The sequence below is a fragment of the Paenibacillus chitinolyticus genome, from assembly GCF_045038035.1.
Lineage (GTDB): Bacteria > Bacillota > Bacilli > Paenibacillales > NBRC-103111 > Paenibacillus_F > Paenibacillus_F chitinolyticus_A.
Map to the genome: position 1 here is coordinate 2,155,185 of NZ_CP173427.1, position 21,120 is coordinate 2,176,304.

General features: G+C 52.4%; 20 protein-coding genes. All 20 read left to right on the forward strand.

The window, feature by feature from the left end; translation table 11 throughout:
• Nucleotides 1–89: 89 nt before the first annotated feature.
• Nucleotides 90–1,346 carry a pitrilysin family protein gene (locus tag ACI48J_RS09915; protein ID WP_326052358.1) on the forward strand — a complete coding sequence of 419 codons (1,257 nt, stop codon included), beginning with the start codon at nucleotides 90–92 and terminating at the stop codon, nucleotides 1,344–1,346.
• A 67-nt stretch (nucleotides 1,347–1,413) separates the two neighbouring features.
• Nucleotides 1,414–1,815, forward strand: a complete 402-nt coding sequence (dut, locus tag ACI48J_RS09920) for a dUTP diphosphatase (protein WP_231392056.1) — start codon at nucleotides 1,414–1,416, stop codon at nucleotides 1,813–1,815.
• A gap of 312 nt (nucleotides 1,816–2,127) precedes the next feature.
• On the forward strand, nucleotides 2,128–3,027 hold the full coding sequence (gene dpsA, locus ACI48J_RS09925; protein WP_326052361.1) for a dipicolinate synthase subunit DpsA: 900 nt from the start codon (nucleotides 2,128–2,130) through the stop codon (nucleotides 3,025–3,027).
• A complete protein-coding gene (locus tag ACI48J_RS09930; protein WP_009674970.1) occupies nucleotides 3,024–3,620 on the forward strand; it encodes a dipicolinate synthase subunit B in 597 nt (198 codons plus the stop codon). Before dpsA ends, ACI48J_RS09930 begins: the two co-directional genes overlap by 4 nt.
• Nucleotides 3,621–3,655: 35 nt before the next feature.
• The gene (locus ACI48J_RS09935; protein ID WP_405082620.1) at nucleotides 3,656–4,693 is read left to right on the forward strand and encodes an aspartate-semialdehyde dehydrogenase; all 1,038 of its coding nucleotides are present in this window, start codon (nucleotides 3,656–3,658) and stop codon (nucleotides 4,691–4,693) included.
• Nucleotides 4,694–4,787: 94 nt separating this feature from the next.
• On the forward strand, nucleotides 4,788–6,005 hold the full coding sequence (gene dapG / locus ACI48J_RS09940) for an aspartate kinase (protein ID WP_405082621.1): 1,218 nt from the start codon (nucleotides 4,788–4,790) through the stop codon (nucleotides 6,003–6,005).
• A 29-nt stretch (nucleotides 6,006–6,034) separates the two neighbouring features.
• The gene (gene dapA, locus ACI48J_RS09945; protein ID WP_405082622.1) at nucleotides 6,035–6,895 is read left to right on the forward strand and encodes a 4-hydroxy-tetrahydrodipicolinate synthase; all 861 of its coding nucleotides are present in this window, start codon (nucleotides 6,035–6,037) and stop codon (nucleotides 6,893–6,895) included.
• Between the two features lie 189 nt (nucleotides 6,896–7,084).
• Nucleotides 7,085–8,761 (forward strand): ribonuclease J, encoded by a 1,677-nt coding sequence (locus ACI48J_RS09950; RefSeq protein ID WP_372007756.1) that lies wholly within the window; start codon nucleotides 7,085–7,087, stop codon nucleotides 8,759–8,761.
• 704 nt (nucleotides 8,762–9,465) lie between these two features.
• Nucleotides 9,466–10,140: a ClpP family protease gene (locus tag ACI48J_RS09955; protein ID WP_170318685.1), complete on the forward strand. Its 675-nt coding sequence runs from the start codon at nucleotides 9,466–9,468 to the stop codon at nucleotides 10,138–10,140.
• Nucleotides 10,137–10,367, forward strand: a complete 231-nt coding sequence (locus ACI48J_RS09960; protein ID WP_326052367.1) for a YlzJ-like family protein — start codon at nucleotides 10,137–10,139, stop codon at nucleotides 10,365–10,367. Before ACI48J_RS09955 ends, ACI48J_RS09960 begins: the two co-directional genes overlap by 4 nt.
• Before the next feature lie 64 nt (nucleotides 10,368–10,431).
• Nucleotides 10,432–13,029: a DNA translocase FtsK 4TM domain-containing protein gene (locus tag ACI48J_RS09965; protein ID WP_405082623.1), complete on the forward strand. Its 2,598-nt coding sequence runs from the start codon at nucleotides 10,432–10,434 to the stop codon at nucleotides 13,027–13,029.
• Between the two features lie 135 nt (nucleotides 13,030–13,164).
• Nucleotides 13,165–13,953: a spore cortex-lytic enzyme gene (gene sleB / locus ACI48J_RS09970; protein WP_326052369.1), complete on the forward strand. Its 789-nt coding sequence runs from the start codon at nucleotides 13,165–13,167 to the stop codon at nucleotides 13,951–13,953.
• Between the two features lie 135 nt (nucleotides 13,954–14,088).
• Nucleotides 14,089–15,375: an EF-P 5-aminopentanol modification-associated protein YfmF gene (yfmF, locus tag ACI48J_RS09975; RefSeq protein ID WP_405082624.1), complete on the forward strand. Its 1,287-nt coding sequence runs from the start codon at nucleotides 14,089–14,091 to the stop codon at nucleotides 15,373–15,375.
• The gene (gene yfmH / locus ACI48J_RS09980) at nucleotides 15,372–16,658 is read left to right on the forward strand and encodes an EF-P 5-aminopentanol modification-associated protein YfmH (RefSeq protein WP_405082625.1); all 1,287 of its coding nucleotides are present in this window, start codon (nucleotides 15,372–15,374) and stop codon (nucleotides 16,656–16,658) included. The genes yfmF and yfmH overlap by 4 nt, the downstream gene beginning before the upstream one ends.
• Nucleotides 16,655–17,410 (forward strand): elongation factor P 5-aminopentanone reductase, encoded by a 756-nt coding sequence (gene ymfI / locus ACI48J_RS09985; protein ID WP_009674962.1) that lies wholly within the window; start codon nucleotides 16,655–16,657, stop codon nucleotides 17,408–17,410. Before yfmH ends, ymfI begins: the two co-directional genes overlap by 4 nt.
• A 124-nt stretch (nucleotides 17,411–17,534) precedes the next feature.
• On the forward strand, nucleotides 17,535–17,786 hold the full coding sequence (locus ACI48J_RS09990; protein WP_326052372.1) for a DUF3243 domain-containing protein: 252 nt from the start codon (nucleotides 17,535–17,537) through the stop codon (nucleotides 17,784–17,786).
• Between the two features lie 80 nt (nucleotides 17,787–17,866).
• Nucleotides 17,867–18,733: a hypothetical protein gene (locus tag ACI48J_RS09995; RefSeq protein ID WP_405082626.1), complete on the forward strand. Its 867-nt coding sequence runs from the start codon at nucleotides 17,867–17,869 to the stop codon at nucleotides 18,731–18,733.
• 91 nt (nucleotides 18,734–18,824) lie between these two features.
• Entirely contained in the window at nucleotides 18,825–19,589 is a 765-nt protein-coding gene (locus tag ACI48J_RS10000) for a DUF3388 domain-containing protein (protein WP_326052375.1), read from the forward strand.
• Between the two features lie 53 nt (nucleotides 19,590–19,642).
• Nucleotides 19,643–20,527: a helix-turn-helix domain-containing protein gene (locus ACI48J_RS10005; RefSeq protein ID WP_405082627.1), complete on the forward strand. Its 885-nt coding sequence runs from the start codon at nucleotides 19,643–19,645 to the stop codon at nucleotides 20,525–20,527.
• 45 nt (nucleotides 20,528–20,572) lie between these two features.
• Nucleotides 20,573–21,064: a YajQ family cyclic di-GMP-binding protein gene (locus tag ACI48J_RS10010; protein ID WP_042233112.1), complete on the forward strand. Its 492-nt coding sequence runs from the start codon at nucleotides 20,573–20,575 to the stop codon at nucleotides 21,062–21,064.
• The last annotated feature ends 56 nt before the right edge of the window (nucleotides 21,065–21,120 follow it).

The following is a 21,120-nucleotide window of genomic DNA, read 5'->3' on the forward strand; positions in this document are numbered from 1 at the left end:
TCACTTCGACATTTTTGTTAAAATCAAAGTTGAACTTAAGGGCTCCTAAGCGGACCCCATTGTGCGTACATTTGAGGAGGAACAGCTTGGTGAATAAAACCCATTTAAATAACGGGCTCAGAGTCGTGACCGAGAAAATTCCGACCTGCCGTTCGGTAGCGATCGGAATCTGGGTAAAAACCGGTTCCCGGAACGAAACTCAGCTGAATAACGGAATCTCCCATTTTATCGAACATATGCTCTTTAAAGGCACAGAGCGTCATAGCGCGAAAGACATTGCGGAAGTGTTCGACGGGATCGGAGGGAATGTGAATGCTTTCACATCCAAAGAATATACATGCTATTACGCCAAGGTGCTTGACGAGCATCTCGGCATTGCGGTAGATATTTTATCCGATATGTTTTTTAATTCTGTCTTTAATGAAGAAGAGCTGGAGAAAGAAAAGAACGTCATTTTCGAAGAAATCGCCATGTATGAAGATACTCCCGATGATCTGGTTCACGATCTCGTTGCAAAAGCGGCCTACGGCAGCCACCCGCTGGGGTACACCATTTTGGGAACGCAGGCGCATTTGTCCGGGATGAAGCCAAACGATCTGCGGGCTTATATGAAAGAATGCTACACCATTGAGAATACCGTCATTGCCGTGGCGGGGAACATCGACGATAGCGTGTTCGAACTGCTGGAGAAGCATTTCGGTCATTTCAACGTTTCGGGTACGCAGCAGAACCAGGAAGAGCCCGCGTTTATGAGCGAGCGTGTTTTCCAGTCCAAGACGACGGAACAGAATCATATCTGCCTGTCGCTCCCGGGTCTTTCTCTTCGTGAAGAGAACCTCTACCCGATGGTGCTGCTCAATAACGCGATCGGCGGAGGCATGAGCTCCAGGTTGTTCCAGGAAATCCGCGAGAAGCGGGGACTGGCCTATTCGGTGTATTCCTATCATTCTTCTCATATCGACAACGGGGTATTTACGATCTATACGGGAACAGCTCCGAAACAAACGGAGGAAGTTCTGAAGGTGACGATCGAAATGCTGCACGATATCGCGGAGAAGGGCATGACGGATGCGGAGCTGAGAAAAGGCAAGGAACAGCTGAAAGGCAGCCTGATTCTCAGTCTGGAAAGCACCAACAGCCGGATGAACCGGATCGGCAAAAACGAGCTGATGACCGGAAGGCATTACACGCTCGACGAAATGATCAACCGGATCGAAAGCGTTGAAATGGAGCATATCCACGCCTTGACCCGCAAGCTGTTCTCCAAGCCATTCGCCATTGCGATGGTCGGCAGCCGCGACGAGGCTTTGCAGACAATCAGAGGAGATGAGCTTCTTGGAAAATAACATACCTGCATTCCCCGTCCGCATTAAACGCCTGCCCGGCAGCGAAGGTCTTCCGCTGCCGGAGAAAATGTCCGCCGCGGCGAGCGGCTTCGATCTGCACGCGGCGAATATCGAACCCCTCGACCTGGCCCCCGGCGAGCGGGCGCTCGTTCCGACGGGGTTCGCGCTGGCGATGCCCGTAGAGCTTGAAGCCCAGATCCGCCCGCGGAGCGGACTGGCCTACAAGCACGGCATCACCACGCTGAATTCGCCGGGCACGATCGACGCGGACTACCGCGGCGAAGTCAAAGTGCTCCTGATCAATCATGGTCAGGAGACATTCACGATCCGGCGCGGCGAAAGAATCGCGCAGATGGTGTTCCAGCTCGTGCCGGCCGTCCTATTGACGGAAGTGGACGAACTGGATGATACCACGCGCGGCGCCGGAGGCTTCGGGCATACCGGGCTGACCACCGAAGCGCGGAAATAACCTGCGTTCCTGCCGGATTACAGGCGGGAACCGGGAACGGTCCAGGCTTGGCCGCCACCGTTGGCGGACCGCGGATGTTCTTATCGGTCTAGATCATTAACCTTGCAAGGTAAAACTTTAATGAAGAAGAGCCTCTATCAGTTTGAAGCTGATATGAGGCTTTTTTTTTATGTCCGTTTGCCGGAGTGCGCCTTGAAAAAAGGGATAAGCCGTAAGGTGCGGATGCCCGGCAAGCGGATGTCACCCTTCGGTAGGCGGCGGCATACTGTATGTTATCGAGACGGATGCACGTAAGGGAGGAACGGAAACAGTATGCTCACCGGAGCGGAAGTAATTTTTATCGGCGGCGATGCCCGTCAGCTTGAAGTGATCGATAAGCTGATCGAGCTCGATGCGTCCGTGACTTTAATCGGATTCGACAATTTGCAGAAGCCATTCGCGGGAGCGGCAACCAAGCAGCTTTCACCCGAAGCGCTGGAGAAAGCCGACGCGCTCGTTTTGCCGGTTGTGGGTACGGATGAACAAGGGCGTGTGGAAAGTATTTTTTCCGGCAATGAACTGACGCTCACGCCGGATCTGCTGGGCGCACTCCCAAAACATGCCGTGATCTATACGGGTATGGCGAAAACTTATTTGAAGCAGCTTTGCGCATCGCAGGGTCTTAAACTGGTCGAGCTTCTCGAGCGGGATGACGTGGCGATCTACAATTCGATTCCGACGGCGGAAGGCGCTTTGATGTTTGCCATTCAGAATACGGACATTACGATTCACGGTTCGCAATCGATGGTTTTGGGGTTCGGAAGAACCGGTTTAACGATGGCTCGAACCCTTCAAGGACTGGGAGCAAAAGTGAAGGTCGGAGTGCGAAAACCGGAGCATTTTGCCAGAGCTTTGGAGATGGGTTTTACGCCGTTTTATACCCGCGAACTCTATCAGGAAGTGGCGAATATTGACTTGCTTTTTAACACAATTCCGACTATGATAGTCACAGCGCAAATAATAACGAATATCCCGCATCGCGCGGTATTAATCGACCTAGCTTCCAAGCCGGGCGGAATGGACTTCCGTTTTGCCGAGAAGAGGGGGATTAAGGCGATGCTCGCTCCAGGCCTACCCGGGATCGTCGCACCGAAAACAGCTGGTCGGATTTTGGCGAATACGCTGAGTCAGTTGATGGTGGAAGACATCAGGAATGGGAGTGGTCCGGAATGAACTGGAACGGGATAACGGTAGGGTTTGCGTTGACAGGTTCTCACTGCACCTTGGAAGAGATTATGCCGCAGATTCAAAGATTCATAGACGCGGGCGCCGCGGTTGTACCGATCGTCTCCCAATCCGTTTTGACGACGGATACGAGATTCGGCAAGGCCGTCGATTGGCAGAAGCAGCTCAAAGACATGACTGGCAGCGATCCCATTACGACAATTGTCGAAGCGGAACCGCTCGGGCCTTCCAAGAAGCTCGACGTCATGGTAATCGCCCCCTGCACGGGCAATACGACAAGCAAGCTCGCGAATGCAATGACGGAAAGCCCAGTCCTAATGGCCGCTAAAGCACAGATGCGCAATCATCGTCCGCTTGTACTGGCCATTTCTACTAATGACGGGCTCGGACTGAATTCCGCGAATATTGCGAAATTGCTCGTTACGAAGAACATTTATTTTGTCCCGTTCGGCCAGGATGCGCCGGAAGCGAAGCCGAATTCACTTGTCGCCCGAATGGATTTGATTTCGGAGACATGCGAAGCGGCCCTGAATGGCAAACAGCTCCAGCCGATGATTATTGAGCGATTTCAATATTCTTAATTATAGATCATTTAAATAATGGGGGAGCAAACGACATGTCTAATGAAAAAACTTTTAACGTAGCAGTAGTCGGCGCAACCGGCGCCGTCGGAGAACAAATTATTCGCTTACTCGATGAACGCAATTTCCCCATTAAGGAATTAAAATTTCTTTCGTCCCCGCGCTCCGCGGGTACGAAAATTCGTTTCAAAGACAGAGACATCACGGTTGAAGCGGCAACGCCGGACAGCTTTAAAGGGGTAGACATCGCCCTGTTCAGCGCAGGCGGCGACGTGAGTAAAGAACTCGCTCCGATTGCGGCTGCCGGCGGTACGATCTGTATCGACAACACGAATGCCTTCCGCATGGATCCGGAAACACCGCTTGTCGTGCCGGAAGTTAACATTGAAGAGGTTCACAAGCATAAAGGCATTATCGCCAACCCTAACTGCTCCACGATTCAAATGGTGGCTGCCCTGAAACCTCTCTATGATCGTTTCGGCATCTCCAAAATCATCGTATCTACATACCAAGCCGTATCCGGAGCAGGCAGCAAAGCGATTGATGAGATGCTTCGCCAATCCCGTGAATCGTTGGCGGGCAATCCGGTGAACCCGGACATTCTGCCGGTCGGTTCCCTTCCCGTTAAACATCAGATTGCGTTCAATGCGATCCCGCAGATCGATAAATTTCTGGATAACGGGTTTACGAATGAAGAAATGAAGATGATTAACGAAACGAAGAAGATTATGAACGACGAATCCCTTGAAGTTACGGCAACCTGCGTACGGATTCCCGTCGTATACGGTCACTCCGAATCGGTTTACGTGGAATTGAAGGAAGACTTCGAGCTTGAAGAAGTGCGCAGCCTTCTTGCGGGCGCACCGGGTATCGTACTCGTTGACAACCCGCAGGAGCAGCAGTACCCGCTTGCAACCGAAGCGGCCGGTAAACTGGAAACGTTCGTAGGGCGTGTACGCCGTGATCTTCACAACAAACGCGCGCTTAACCTGTGGATCGTATCCGATAACCTGCTGAAGGGCGCGGCCTGGAATGCGGTACAGATCGCGGAATATTTTGCACAGAACAAGTAAACTCACACAATCGGCATCGTCATCAGACGGTGCCGATTGCTCGCATCATGATTAAACATCGACAAGAAAAGCGAATAGGAAAAGAGGGAAGGATATGCGTATTCGAGTTCAAAAATTTGGCGGCACTTCCCTGTCCACGCCTGAAGCCAGAAAACATGTGCTGGAACATATCCAAGCTGCGCGCAGCGAGGATTGTCAGCTTGTCGTGGTTGTATCTGCGATGGGGCGGCAGGGAGAGCCTTATGCTACCGATACTCTGCTCGGTTTGATCCGGCAGAATGGAGACCTGCTCCCTGCAAGGGAGAGGGATTTGTTGATGTGCTGCGGAGAATGGATTTCCGCAGCCAATTTGTGCAGCCTGATTCAAGCGGAAGGCATTCCGGCGGTCGTTCTGACAGGCGGCCAGGCGGGGATCGAAACGAATGACGCCTACGGCAATGCCCAGATTGTTTCGGTTCAGCCGAAGCGGATTCTGGAGCATCTGGACCGGGGCGAGGTCGTAATTGTCGCCGGGTTTCAGGGACAGACGGCCGATCATGAGTTTACGACGCTCGGACGCGGAGGAAGCGACACGTCCGCTACCGCGATCGGCGGGGCGCTCAAAGCCGAAGTCGTGGACATTTTTACCGACGTTAACGGCATTCTGACGGCAGATCCGCGTATCGTTGAAGACGCCAGACCTTTAACGCGTGTAAGTTACGCGGAAATTTGCAACATGGCCCACAACGGGGCCAAAGTGATTCATCCTCGCGCGGTGGAAGTGGCGATGCAGGCGAACGTCCCGGTCCGGGTACGTTCGACTTTCTCCAAGGAGGAAGGCACGCTCGTGACCAACCCCGACTCCTTGTACGGGGCGGAGAAACGGGTCGAAGACCGTCATGTGACGGGTATCGCCCATTTCGGGAACATTACACAAATTCAAGTGCCTGCGGCGGAAGGCCAATACGATCTTCAGCTTCAAGTATTCAAAACGATGGCGCAGCACAGCATCAGCGTCGATTTTATTAACGTAAATCCTTCGGGGGTTGTTTATACGGTCTTCGATCACGTGGCAGAAAAAGCGCTTGAACTGCTGCGCGAGCTCGGCTATAAGCCCACTTCACTGAGTGGATGCGCTAAAGTATCCGTCATCGGAGGCGGTATGAACGGGGTTCCGGGCGTTATGGCCAAGATCGTCGAGGCGCTTACGGAAGAGAACATCCGTATCCTGCAATCCGCGGACTCCAACACTACTATCTGGTGCCTGGTGCACGGGGAAGATATGGTTAGCGCGGTAAGAGCACTTCATAAATCGTTCCAACTGCATAAATAGGCAAAAAGCACACGTAGGAGGCGGGAATTTTGGACTTCGGAAGAGTAATTACAGCAATGGTAACTCCCTTAAACGAACAGCTGGAAATCGATTGGGAGCAGGTGGGCCCCCTGGTCGATTACCTGATTGACGAGCAGGGCAGCGAAGGGCTGGTTGTTTGCGGAACGACCGGCGAATCGCCGACCCTGACGGACGAAGAGAAGCTAAGAATGGTTGAAGCCGTCGTTAAGCATGCGAACGGGCGGTGCAAAGTTATTGCGGGAACCGGCAGCAACAACACGAACCACACGATCGAGTTATCGCGGGAAGCGGCAAAGCTCGGCGTCGATGCGATCCTGCTCGTCGCTCCTTACTATAACAAGCCCAGCCAGGAAGGCTTGTATCAGCATTTCAAAGCCGTCGCCGAAGCCGTCGATGTGCCGATTATCCTGTACAACGTTCCCGGCCGCTCGATCGTCAATATCAATGCGGATACGACCATCAGGCTTTCCCACGTGCCGAACATCGTGGCTACCAAGGATTGTTCCGGTACCGACCAGCTGACGATCGTAGCCGCCGGAGCGGCCGAGGGTTTTACGGTATACAGCGGCGACGACAGCATGACACTTCCCGCTCTGGCTGTCGGCTGTCACGGCATAATCAGCGTAGCGAGCCATGTTGTCGGCAGGGAGATGCAGGAGCTTGTTGAAGCGTATACATCGGGTGATGTAAAACGCGCGGCCCTGCTCAACGCGAAACTGCTCCCGGTATTTACCGGTTTATTCTGCGCCCCGAGTCCCGCTCCGGTTAAGTACGCCCTTAATCTGAAGGGCGTGAACACAGGCAGCGTCCGCCTTCCTCTTGTCGATTTAAGTGAGCAGGAACAAGCTTTCGTGGCGTCGTTATTCTAATTCAATCGCAAAAATTTCCTTATTACGACCGGTGCCGCCTGGCATCGGTTTTGTTATTTTAGGAGAGACTACAAATCATATACGCACCAACTTGTAATCGGGTAGATCTTTCCTGTATAATGGTGGCAAGTGACTGGTTCGGTTTCATTATAAAAATCGTCGTCAAATGAATTCAAGGAGGTTACTTTTTTGTCTAAGAAAAATAACGATAAAGTTCTGATTTTTGCCCTTGGCGGCGTGGGCGAAATCGGTAAAAATATGTATGTGGTGCAGTATGCGAATGATATTGTGGTTATCGACAGCGGTTTGAAGTTCCCTGAAGAAGATATGCTTGGAATCGACATTGTCATTCCGGATATCAACTACCTGCTCGAGAATAAGGACAAAGTCCGCGGCATTTTGCTGACTCACGGCCATGAAGACCATATCGGAGGGCTGCCTTACGTACTGCGGCACTTAAATGTGCCTGTTTACGGTACGCGGCTTACCCTTGGGCTTGTGGAAAATAAGCTGAGAGAAGCCAATCTGCTTGGCGAAACCAAGCGGATTCTGATCAATGCGGATTCCGAGCTTAATTTGGGAACGATTACAGCCACGTTCTTCAAAACCAACCACAGCATTCCGGATTCCGTCGGGGTTGCTCTTGAAACCCCCGAAGGAGTCGTCGTGCACACCGGAGACTTTAAATTCGACCAGACACCGGTTAATGATCAATATGCTGACCTGCACCGGATGGCCGAAATCGGAAAGAAAGGCGTACTGGCCCTTCTTTCCGACAGCACAAATGCCGAGAAACCCGGGTTTACGGGTTCTGAGAAAAGCGTCGGCGTTACTATCGAGGAAGTATTCCGCAAAGCCAAGCAGCGCGTAGTTATCGCGACTTTCGCTTCGAACATTCACCGTGTTCAGCAGGTTATCGACGCAGCTGAGGCTACCCGCCGTAAAGTTACGGTAATCGGGCGGAGTATGGTTAACGTGGTGTCGATCGCTTCGGAACTCGGATATCTCCGCGTTCCGGACGGCATGCTGATTGAACCGGAAGAGGTAAACCGTATGGCGGCCGACCGCGTGGTCGTTCTCTGTACGGGCAGCCAAGGGGAGCCGATGTCGGCTTTGACCCGTATGGCTCGCTCCACTCATCGTAAAGTGGACATTCTTCCAGGCGATACGGTAATCATTGCAGCTACTCCTATTCCGGGTAACGAGCGCTATGTCGGCCGTACGGTAGACGAACTGTTCCGTTTGGGTGCGGACGTCATCTACGGACCGGGCTCCAAGACGGGCGTACACGTTTCCGGACACGGAAGCCAAGAAGAGCTCAAGCTTATGCTGAACCTCATGAAGCCGAAATATTTTATTCCGATTCACGGGGAATACCGCATGCTTCGTCTTCACGGTCAACTTGCCGAATCCGTCGGAGTGGACCAGGAAGATATCTTCATTCTGGATAACGGGGACACCGTTGAAATCCAGGGTGGTGTAGCTCGTAAGGGTGCAAGAATCCAGGCAGGCAACATTTTGATTGATGGACTGGGTGTCGGAGATGTAGGTAACATCGTCCTGCGCGACAGAAAGCTTCTTTCTCAAGACGGCATTCTGGTCGTTGTCGTGACACTAAGCAAACAGGATGGGACCATTCTTTCCGGTCCGGACATCATTTCCCGCGGCTTTGTATATGTCCGCGAATCCGAAGGTTTATTGGACGAAGCGAATCGTATCGTGACGAGTACGCTGAATAAATTAATGAATGATAACGTAAACGAATGGGCGTCTTTAAAAACACATGTGAAAGACGCGCTTGGACGATTTTTATATGAACAAACCAGAAGAAGACCAATGATTCTTCCGATTATCATGGAAGTTTAGTCTCTCAAACTAGTCACTTAACCCAACCGAAACCAAAGCTCTCTCCATTGCCGGAGAGGGCTTTTTTAAATGCTTCCGGACCTCATTCATTGCAGCCTGAGAAGAGGGGTGAATAAAGTAATAGCGTTCCTGCCCACACTAACCTCGATGATCAATTAGGAGGAATAGCCATGGGAAACGGAAATCGATATAAAGGACAACAGAATAGACCCGCCTACACGGGGGCGGATGTATCCTCGGAGCGCTATGCAGGCAGAAGCGAATATCCGTTTCAGCAAGCGAACGCGAATGTTTCAGCGGGCAGCGGCGGCTCTTTCAACAGAGGAAACGGATACAGAGGTCAACAGGGTGCCGGACAGAGTGCATTTTCTCAAGGCGGCAACACGAACCACACCTATACAAGCGGTGCTCCAAGAGGCTCTTACGGGCAGGTGACTGCCCATACAATTAGCCCGGCACCCTACGGCCTCAGACAAAGCGATTCCTCCTATACAGCGGAAGAAACGGCTAACGAAGCCGATAACGTTACGCTGCAGCAGGTTCATTTTGAAGAACCGGGAGAAGCTACGGCTGCGCTTAGAGCCGACGCTTCCGTTACAAGCGACTACAACCCGCGTCCTCAGGCGCCGTTTCCCAGCCCGGCTCCTTTTAACGAGCCGCCCGCTTTCAGAAGCGAAGAGCAGCCCACGGAGGAACAGAAGAAGCTGGCAGCGGTAGAAACAATCCAGCAGCTCGGGCAAATCAACACGCCGGCCGGTGAGTCGAATATCTACTGCATGAGCATCATCGGTCAGGTAGAAGGGCATATCGTACTGCCGCCGCAAAACAAAACGACGAAATACGAGCACCTGATTCCTCAGCTGGTAGCTGCCGAACAAAATCCGAAAATCGAGGGAGTTCTCGTCATTTTGAACACGGTTGGCGGCGACGTGGAAGCGGGGCTTGCTATCGCCGAGATGCTTGCAACGATTTCGAAACCTACGGTTACCCTTGTACTGGGCGGCGGGCATAGTATCGGTGTGCCGATCGCGGTAAGCTCGAACCGTTCTTTTATCGCCGAGACGGCTACCATGACGATTCATCCGATCCGGCTGACGGGACTTGTCATCGGTGTGCTGCAGACGTTTGAATACCTGGAGAAAATGCAAGAGAGGGTAACCCGTTTTGTCACGAAGCATTCCAAAATCTCCGAAGAGCAGTTCAAGGAGCTTATGTTCAAAACGGGTGAGCTCACCAGAGATATCGGAACTACGGTTATCGGCCAAGACGCCGTTAAATACGGATTGATCGATGAAGTGGGAGGGATCGGGCAGGCAATCGCCGAACTGAACCGCAGAATCGAGGAACGCCGAGGTTCCCGGGGAGGCGGAACGGCATGACCCACTACACGATCCTGCCGGATGAAGTCGTTTACGAAGGCTGGGATGAATACGAACCCCGCTTCCGGGATGTTGAAATCAGCGGCATCCTGATGCAGGTGGAAGCTGTCGACGAGAGCCGGGTGCGGATTGTGCGGCTTTACAGCCCGGAGCCAAAACATTACTTAAATCCGCTTTTTACGCCAGGAAGTCTGATTAATTACGTGCCCGGCCTCCAGGGGATCTAGGCACTGCCGCCCGTGTTCCGCCTACCGAAACTGTGGTATAATGATTTATCGGAGGTGGAATAGAGTGGCAAAACGCCGTAAGAAAAGCAAGACGGTCAAGACTAATCTCATGTTTGAACTGTACGGTATTTTAATCCTGATTTTCTCGGTGATTGCGCTGGCCAGAGAAGGTCATGTGGGACGTTCGTTTCATTACGTTTGCCGCTTTTTCATCGGTACGTGGGATTTTCTGATCCCGCTGATCTGCATATACATAGCACTGCATGTTATGGTGAAGCGTTCCTGGCCCTCACGATGGACAACCCGCAAAACCGGGGTTTTGTTAATTGTGACGGGTCTTCTTGTCATGAATCATATTAATTTATTCCAAGCTCTTTTTCCTGAAAAAAACTACGAAGCGACCACGATTCTATCCGTGACATGGGAAGCTCTGAAGCAGGGTCTGCAGCCCGCAAACGGCAAAATTCTTTTGAACGATGTGGGCGGAGGGATGATCGGAGCGATCGTCTACAGCCTGCTGTATTTTTTGTTCGACAACATGGGTGCGCGCCTTGTACAGTTCGCTTTATTCGCCATCGGGCTTATTATGGTTACGAACTTGTCTTACGTGGAAGCCGTTCAAAAGCTGCGTGCGCGCGTGAAACGCTTTTTTACGTTGCTGGAAAAGAAATTCCAAAATATGCAGCGCGGCAAAGGCAGAACTTCCTCTGCGGCTAAAACAAAGGGGAAGGCTGCCGTTTCCGCGAGCAAAAGCGAACGAACCTACAAAGAGCCTGACTTTCCTTATGACGACGAATTCGACGAGGAAGTATACCGTCCGGATCCCAAGAGGAAGAAACCCCGTTTCCTTCAGCTGTTAAAACAGCCCGGTCCGCAGCAGGAAGACGATCAGGACGAGGACGATTTGGCGGTTTCCGGCGGCGCCGGCGGTTATTCCGAGGAGAAGGTCGTATATAAGGTCGATTCCGATAGAGATCCTGCAGCGCCGGACAAGGACGATGAACCTCAAACCGACCGGGAGTTTTCCACCGTTTTCAGGGACTTTCAAGAGCAGGTGCAGAAGGAAGAAAAGGTCGTACCCTCCTCTTCGGTAACGGAAGGTGCCGTAGGACCCGCAGCTTTGGCTGTGAACGCTAAAGCGGCCCCTTCCGCAAGCGGAGAGCAGATTCCGGCCGATGAGCAGCTTGAAGCTGTGGATGAACTTCAACTGGTCGACACAGCCGTGCCGCCGGTTCTCCCGCCTTACGACCTGCCGTCTTTGACGCTTCTTACGAAACCGGCGGCGGGCAAGGGCTCCGAGATGGCGGATTACAAGGCCAACGCCCGCAAGCTCGAAGCCACGCTGGAAAGCTTCGGCGTGCGTGCGAAGGTGCTGGAAGTCGTCCGCGGACCTGCGGTGACCCGGTATGAAATTCAGCCCGACGTAGGGGTGAAGGTGAGCCGGATCGTCAGTCTGACGGATGACATCGCGCTGGCCCTGGCCGCCAAAGATATCCGGATGGAAGCGCCGATTCCCGGCAAATCCGCCATCGGCATCGAAGTGCCGAATTCCGAAGTATCCGTCGTTACGATGCGCGAGGTGATGGAAACATCGGCCTTCCAGGAAGCCAGCTCCAGATTATCCGTAACCTTGGGCAGGGATATTTCCGGACAGCCGATTGTCGGCAACCTGGCGAAGATGCCCCATTTGCTCGTAGCGGGCGCTACGGGTTCCGGTAAGTCCGTCTGTATCAACGGGATTATTACGAGTATTCTTTACAAGGCCAAGCCCAACGAAGTCAAGTTTCTGATGGTCGACCCTAAGATGGTCGAGCTCAATGTGTATAACGGCATTCCGCATCTGATGGCCCCGGTCGTCACTGATCCGCGAAGGGCATCGCTTGCCCTCAAGAAGGTCGTCGTCGAGATGGAGAAGAGGTACGAGCTTTTCTCCAAGAGCGGTACGCGGAATATCGAGGGCTACAATGCCATGCTGATCGAAAACGGTACGGAAGCGCCCCTTCCGTACATTGTGGTCATCGTGGACGAGCTGGCCGATCTGATGATGGTGGCTGCCAACGATGTGGAAGACGCCATCTGCCGGCTGGCTCAGATGGCGCGAGCGGCAGGCATCCATCTGATTATTGCGACCCAGCGCCCGTCCGTGGATGTCATCACCGGCGTTATTAAAGCCAATATTCCTTCGCGGATCGCCTTCGGGGTATCTTCTCAGGTAGACTCGCGGACGATTTTGGACATGGTGGGGGCCGAGAAGCTTCTCGGCCGCGGCGACATGTTATATCTGCCTGTCGGAGCCTCCAAGCCCGTCCGTGTTCAGGGAGCTTTCCTTTCCGATCAGGAGGTCGAGACGGTAGTCAATTTCGTTCGGACTCAGCAGGAAGCGAATTACCGCGAAGATATGGTGCCTCAGGTGGAAGATCAGCCGGAGCAGCAGGACGAGTTCGGGGACGAACTCTACGATCAGGCCGTTCAGATTGTCATCGAAGCCAAGCAGGCTTCGGCTTCTCTGCTTCAAAGGCGGATGCGCATCGGCTATGCGCGCGCGGGACGGCTCATCGATTCGATGGAATCCAATGGAATCGTCGGGCCGCATGAAGGAAGCAAGCCGCGTGAAGTTCTCATTTCATTGGAGCAATTCCAGCACAATCGCATGAGTTCCTGATCCAAGTTCAAGGACGCCCTGCCGGGTTTACGGCAGGGCGTTTTTCTTGCATAGAACGTTTCCTCCTTTCTCATAATAATCACTAACAGCCAGTCATCATGAGAGAAAGGTTGATAATGGAGCATGAATAAACGCATGAACAAACGTTTGATCGCCATCACGGTTTGCGTCGTATTTACACTGTTTGCGGCTCTGCAAATTAAGCAGAACTTCACGACTGAAGCCACATTCAGCAAGAATCTTATCAGTTATGGAGCCAAAGGCTCCGATGTCAATGAGCTGCAGGGAAGGCTCAAGTTTCTCGGATTTTACACGGGGAATGTAGACGGCGATTACGGCTGGAGAACACTCCGGTCTGTAAAATGGTTTCAAAGCGAGTTCGGTTTGAAAGTGGACGGCCATGTGGGCCCCAAAACCAAGCTTAAGCTGTGGGAAGCCACAAAGAACTGGAAGCCGACCGCGGCTGAAGCCGGCAACACAGGCAATGCGGCAGGACAAGCTAACCAGGGCAATCAAGGCGGCACGGCCGCTTCCGGATCGAATCTGACGCCGACGACGCACAAAGGATTTTCCAAATCCGACCTCGATCTGATGGCTAACGCCGTTTACGGCGAATCCCGCGGCGAGCCTTATATCGGTCAGGTGGCCGTTGCGGCGGTCATTCTGAACCGGGTGGATTCGGCCAGCTTCCCGAATACCGTTTCCGGCGTCATTTTCCAGCCCGGTGCGTTTACCGCTGTTGCGGACGGTCAAATCTGGCTTACGCCAAATGAAACCGCCAAAAAAGCAGTCCGGGATGCCATCAACGGCATGGACCCTACCGGCGGCTGCGAATATTATTTTAACCCCGAAACGGCTACGTCCAAATGGATTTGGACACGCCCGCAGGTGAAAACCATCGGCAAGCATATTTTCTGCAAATAACCTCAACTGAACAGAACGACAGAGGAAGTGACCGCTCGGTTGCTTCTTCTGTTTATCAAGGAATATAATGGGTATAGCCATTTGGAGAACCGAATAGTTTAGACCCAAGACGGTTGTGAAGGGAGAACGACAGCATTGAGCACCCAACAGTTTGAACGGAGTACACTGCGTCAGATAAGGCTGCATGTCCTGCCTACAGATCGCTATAAAACATTCGCCATATCCGCTTACATAGGACGTCCTCTTTCCGAGGAAGACGTAACGCAGACGGCATTGGTCCCTTTTGTTCTGAGAAGGGGAACGGAAAGTTATCCCGAAACGAAGCAGTTCCGAGAGCATCTCGACGATCTCTATGGAGCGGGCTTCGGTTTTGACATTTACAAGCGAGGAGACTACCAGATCGTTCAATTCCGTATGGATGTAATTAACGACCGGTTTGTATCGTCCCCGGAATCTCTTTTGGAGAAAGCCCTTTCGTTTCTGGGTGAAGCCATTACGAAGCCGGCAGCCGAAGGAGACGCTTTCCTCTCCAAGTATGTGGAGTCTGAGAAGGAAACGCTGCGCAAACGGATCGAATCCATTATTAACGATAAAATCCGCTTCGCCGCCGAACGCTGTATTGCCGAAATGTGCAAAGGGGAGCCGTATCGGCTGCATCCGCTGGGCGAGCTGAAGGATATTCCCGCTTCCACCCCGGAATCCCTGTTTGCCTATTTCAAAAAATGGCTGGCCGAAGCGCCTATCGATCTGTATGTGGTCGGCAATACGACGCTCCAGGAAGTCGAGAACATCGTGAGCCGTTCTTTCCGTCTGGAGAGGGAAGAGAATCCCGTCTACACGCGAACCGCGCCTCAGCGCCGGACAGGGGAGACCAACGTCGTGGTGGAACGATTCCCCGTCACGCAGGGCAAGCTGAACATGGGCCTGCGCACTCCGGTTACGTACGGAGACGATGCGTATCCCGCCGCGCTTATGTACAACGGCATTCTGGGCGGATATCCCCATTCCAAGCTGTTCTTGAATGTGCGCGAAAGGGCGAGCCTCGCTTACTATGCTTCTTCCCGCCTTGACGGGCACAAAGGCATCCTGACGATCCAATCGGGCATCGAGATGCAGAATTACGAGAAAGCGGTTGACATTATCCGCAAACAGCTGGAAGACATGAGAACCGGTTTTATCAGCGATATCGAGCTCAGTCAGACAAGAGCGATGATAGCCAACCAGCTGCGGGAAATGCAGGATTCCGCCTTCGAACAGATCGCGTTTGATTTCAATGCCGTTCTTTCCGGCAAAGAGCGCACTGTTCAAGAGCTGATCGACGGAGTGACGAACACAAGCATCGCAGAGATTCAGCAGGCCGCCGAGGGAGTATTCCTGGACACCATCTATTTCTTGAGGGATGAAAAGGAGGAAGCCAAGTGAATGTCATTCCCTATCCTCACTTAAACGAAACTTTATACGAAGAAAAGCTTCCGAACGGCCTTCACGTATACGTGCTGCCCAAGGAAGGCTTCCAAAAAACGTACGCGACGTTTTCCACCCGCTACGGGTCGATCGATAACCATTTTCAAGTGGAGGGCGGGCCCGAAATCCGCGTGCCGGACGGGATTGCCCATTTTCTGGAGCATAAAATGTTCGAGGAGCCTACCGGCGACGTTTTCGCCACGTTCGCATCCCGCGGAGCTTCCGCAAACGCGTTTACGAGCTTCGAGAGAACGGTCTATCTCTTTTCGGCTACGGGCCAGATTATGGAGAACATCACAACTCTGATCGATTTTGTTCAGAATCCTTATTTTACCGAAGAAAACGTCGAGAAGGAAAAGGGCATTATCGGGCAGGAAATCAACATGTATCGCGACAATCCGGACTGGAGAGCGTACTACGGCCTGATCGAGGCTTTGTACAGCAAGCACCCGGTGCGGATCGATATCGCCGGCACCGTCCCGTCCATTACGGAAATTACCAAGGATATGTTGTACGACTGCTACCACACGTTCTATCACCCGAGCAACATGACGGTCTTTATCGCGGGCGGCGTGAATCCCGAGGAAGTGATTTCGCATATCCGTGCGAATCAGGCGGCCAAAACATTCAAACCTCAGGGGGAAATCCGCCGGTTTTTCGAACCGGAGCCGGAAGCCGTGGAGACGGAACGCAAGGAAACGCTCCTGCCGGTATCGCTGCCTAAATGCCTGTTCGGTTTTAAAGAAAAAGCTCTGCATGAAGAAGGGGACGCGATCCTCAAACGAGAACTTACGACGAAACTCGTGCTGGAAGTCCTGCTGGGATCAAGCTCCCCGATCTACCAGAAGCTGTACAATGAAGGGCTTATCTCGGACAATTTCAGTCATGAGTACAACTCGTCTCCGGAGTACGCGTTTTCCGCGATGGGCGGGGATACGAAAGATCCGGATCTTCTGCTGAGCAGAATCCGTGAAGAGCTGGACCGTGTGATAGCGGAAGGGCTCGACGAAGAAGCTTTCGAAAGAAGCCGCAGAAAAAAAATCGGCGGATTTCTGCGGATGCTGAATTCCCCCGAGGCGATCACGAATGAATTTACCCGTTACCTGTTTAAAGGCGCCGATATGTTTGACATTTTAAAAACGTACGAATCCGTCACCAAGGATGAGGCGGAGTCCAGACTCCGTGAACATTTTGACTGGAGCCGCTTTGCCGTTTCGCTCGTGCGAAGCGAGCGTCCGTGACGGGGCTCCGGCCGTTTACCGAGCAGACGGTCCTCGTAACGGGCGGCAGCCGCGGAATCGGAGCGGCCATCGCCGAGCGGTTCGCCAAGCTGGGCATGAACGTGGTGATCCATTACCTTCAGTCCCACGAATCCGCCAACGAAGTGGCGCGCCGCTGCATGAATCATGGAGCGAAAGTCATGACGGTGTGCGCGGATCTGAATTCGAAGGAACAGATTGTGGCTATGCGCGACAAAATGGAGCAGCGGGGCTTTATGCCCGATGTGCTGGTCAATAATGCGGGGATTTCCCACTACGGTCTGCTTTCCGATGTGACGGAAGAGGAGTGGGACCGCGTTATGAACATTAACCTGAAGGGCACGTTTCTGTGCAGCCAGCTCTTCATGGACGGTATGATCTCCCGGAAATACGGCCGCATTATTAACGTCTCTTCCATCTGGGGAATTTCGGGCGCGTCCTGCGAGGTCATTTATTCAACGGCAAAAGGCGGCATCAACGCGTTTACGAAAGCATTGGCCAAGGAATTGGCTCCGTCGGGCGTCACTGTAAACGCCGTTGCGCCCGGAGCGGTCGATACCGATATGATGTCCGGCTTCGACCACGCGGAGAAAGAAGCGATCGCGAGCGAAATACCGGCCGGCCGTTTTGCGGCGCCCGACGAAATCGCCTCGCTGGTGTATTTTCTGGCTTTGCCCGAGTCCGGCTACATTACCGGCCAGATTATCAGCCCCAACGGGGGCTGGCTGACTTGAACGGAACTGCGCTATTCCCTTAATTACCAAGGGTTTTGAATAGCTTCCGGGGAATATTTGATTGTTCGGATGCAGATATTACAGGTGTTCCTCTCATCCTAACAAATCAAAGGAGGCCCGACCCATGTCTACGGTACTTACAGTGTTTGACAGATGGAAAGAATTTTTGGCTGAACGGGTGGACCAAGCCGAGAGAGCAGGCGTGAACGACGAGAAAATTTCTAAGCTTGCATTCCAGATCGGTGAGTTTCTGTCCGATAAAGTGGATCCGGAAAATCGCGAAGAGCGCCTGCTCAAAGAACTCTGGGACGCAGGTGACGAGAACGAGCGCAAGGTTATGGCACGTTTAATGGTCAAACTGGTGAATAAAGAGTAGAATAGATGATGTACATGCGAAAAGCCCCACTTCACTGCGGGGCTTTTCCATGCCATCATTTCAGGAAAGGATTCGGTATCATGAGTTTCTCGCGGGTAAAACTTGCACTTTTCCTGCCAGTCATCACGGTCATGCTTTCTTCATGCGGGACTCGCGGGCTTCCGACGATCACCGAACAGCAGCTGGCGTCCAAACATTCCGTTCTGGTCGTAACGGCCTCGGATGTATCACAGGACACGAAAACGAGCGTAGCGGCGGCACTCGCAAAATGGAGAAGCGCCAGCGGACTCACTTCGGAGTGGAAACAGGACGCGGCCTTTGACAGCGCTCTGGGCAAACAGCTGGAATCGAAACGCTATGATTATGTCGTTGTAATCGGCAGCAGTCTTGCTCCTCAAGCCTCTGCAGAGGCGGTCAGGCTCAAGAATCAGAAATTCGTCGTGCTTGCGGACCGTCTGGAAGATCCCGGTATGCAGGCAGAGAAGACGGCCCCTCCGAATACCGTTCTTCGCGGTGTAGATCATGCGATGATCGAACAGGCGATGAGCGGCTGGGTCAAAGAACAGGCGGACAAAAGAAAATCCATCGAATGGGTAACAAAATCTTCGGTTCCCATACCCTCAGGTTTATCCCCTTCCGGCTTATCCGGTCACACCGTAAATACGGACAGCAATCCCGAATGGTTCGACCAGCTGAAAAAACAGGCCGCCGAGCATCGTTCAAGCTGGATTATCCAGTATACGGCTCTTCAGAAGACGGAGCAGCAGAAAATCAAATCGCTCGGGATTCCCGTTGTGCCGCTGGATCAATCTTTTGCCGTACAAGTGAATTGGGAAGCCGTTATGGCGCAGGAGCAGAACAGGATGATTCAAGGGGATTGGAAGCCGGGTATACAGACCTATTCTGCGGAAGAAATGAAACAAGTCGAATTTCTAAAAAAGTCGTAGTTACAAAGAAGTTGGCAGGACTTTGTCAAACGTTGTAGAATAATAACTCGGAATGTCTAATTCGTGCCATGGCAAATGAGGTGCTTACGTTTTGGAAATTAAAGAATGGTACATGGAATATCGAATACATAAGAACCGTCCGGGGCTTCTGGGGGATATCGCTTCCCTCATGGGGATGCTCGATATTAATATTGTGACGATCAACGGGGTGGAGGACCGCACACGCGGAATGCTTCTTCAAACCAACGATGATGAAAAAATCGAGTTAATGGGTAAAATGTTAAAAAAGGTGGATAATATCACCATAACCGCCTTTAGAACCCCAAAACTGGTTGATATTCTTGCCGTAAGACACGGCCGGTACATAGAACGCGACTCCGACGACCGGAAAACGTTCCGTTTCACAAGAGACGAACTCGGACTCCTGGTCGATTTTCTGGGCGAAGTATTCAAACGCGAGGGCAATCAGGTGATCGGACTCCGCGGAATGCCGCGCGTAGGCAAGACCGAGTCCATCATTGCAGGCAGCGTATGTTCGAACAAACGCTGGACATTTGTTTCGTCCACGTTATTGAGACAGACCGTCCGCAGCCAGCTTTCGGAGGACGAGATGTCTTTGAACAACGTTTTTATCATTGACGGAATCGTTTCAACTATCCGTTCCAATGAGAAACACTTCTCGCTGCTGCAGGAGATTATGGCTACGCCGTCTACCAAAGTAATCGAACATCCGGATATTTTTATCAAAGAGTCCCATTACACGTATAACGATTTCAATTACATCATCGAACTTCGCAACAGCCCGGACGAAGAAATCAACTATGACAGTTTTACGTATAACACAGAACCATTTTGAGGTTTTGTTCGTCTAAAAGGGGAAGGACCCACTGAATTTACGGAGGTGAGAACATGTCGGAACTCGGTCAGCGATTGAAGCAGGCCCGATTGGAAAAGAGAATGTCTCTGGACGATTTACAGGAAGTTACGAAAATCAGAACCAGATACCTCGAAGCAATTGAAGAGGAAAATTATAAAGTTTTGCCCGGCAGTTTTTATGTGAGGGCTTTTATCAAAAGCTATGCGGAAGCGGTCGGTCTCGATCCGAACGAAGTTCTGAACATGTATCAGGGCACGGTTCCGGCAGCTCCGCCGGAGCCGACGGTCGAAACGATCCGCACACCCCGCCGGAGTTCAGCGAGAAGCACGGACAGACTCAGCAAGTGGGCATCCACCATTATGGTCGTTTCGTTCGTGCTGTTGATAGCGGCCATCGTGTATTACTTCGTCGTGGTCAACAACAAGGGAGACAGCTCGGGCGCGATCAACGAACCCAACAGGCTGACGGATACGGCGGATCCCAACGCGACGGCCGCTCCGAGCCCTGCTCCGGGCAACGGAGGGGGCACGGCGGCCACAACTACGCCGTCTCCTACACCGACGCCTAGCGCTACCCCTACGCCGACTCCGACGCCTGCAGGCGCATTGACGCTTGTGAACAGCAGCAGCAGTCTGGACAATTACACGGCAGTGGGCGGCAAACTCGACATTACCGTGACGGCGGCAGGGACACAGTGCTGGTACAGAGTCGACAGTTTCCCGAACAACAGCAAGAAAATGGAGAAGCAGGGAACTCTGAAACAGGGTGAATCGGAAACGTTCTCCCTGACGACTACCGCACAGATTCGTGTAGGCGCGGCCAACGCCGCTAAAATCACCGTAAACGGGCAAGAGCTCAACGTCGGAGATGCCTCCAACCCCAAAAACATTAAAATTACGCTGCAGCCGCAGCCTTGACCGTGAATTTAATCGTGTAAATACGCAGGAGAGGACGAAGCCAAAATGAGTTCGGAAAGCTCTTTCGATATCGTATCCAAGCTGGATATGCAGGAATTAAATAACGCCATTACGCAGGCCAAGAGAGAAATCGAAACCCGTTTTGATTTCAAAGGCAGCAAGAGCGAGATCACATTGGAAAAAGAAGAACTCGTTCTTCTTTCGGACGACGATTTCAAGCTTCAGAACGTGATTGACATTCTTCACGCCAAGATGGCTAAACGAGGCATTGCCCTTAAAAATCTCGAATACGGCAAAATCGAGTCGGCTTCTTTAGGCACGGTCCGCCAGCGCGTTAAGCTGAAACAAGGAATCGAAGCGGATATCGCCAAAAAGATTAACATCATGATCCGTGATTCGAAGCTGAAGGTGAAGAGCCAAATTCAAGGAGATTCTATCCGTGTAACCGGCAAAAGCAGAGACGATTTGCAGAAAGTGATTCAAATGCTGAAAGGCGCCGATCTTCCTATCGATCTGCAGTTTGACAATTTCAGATAAATAAAGACAGCCCTCCGGAATCCCGGTTTTCCCGCGGATATCGGAGGGTTTCCCTA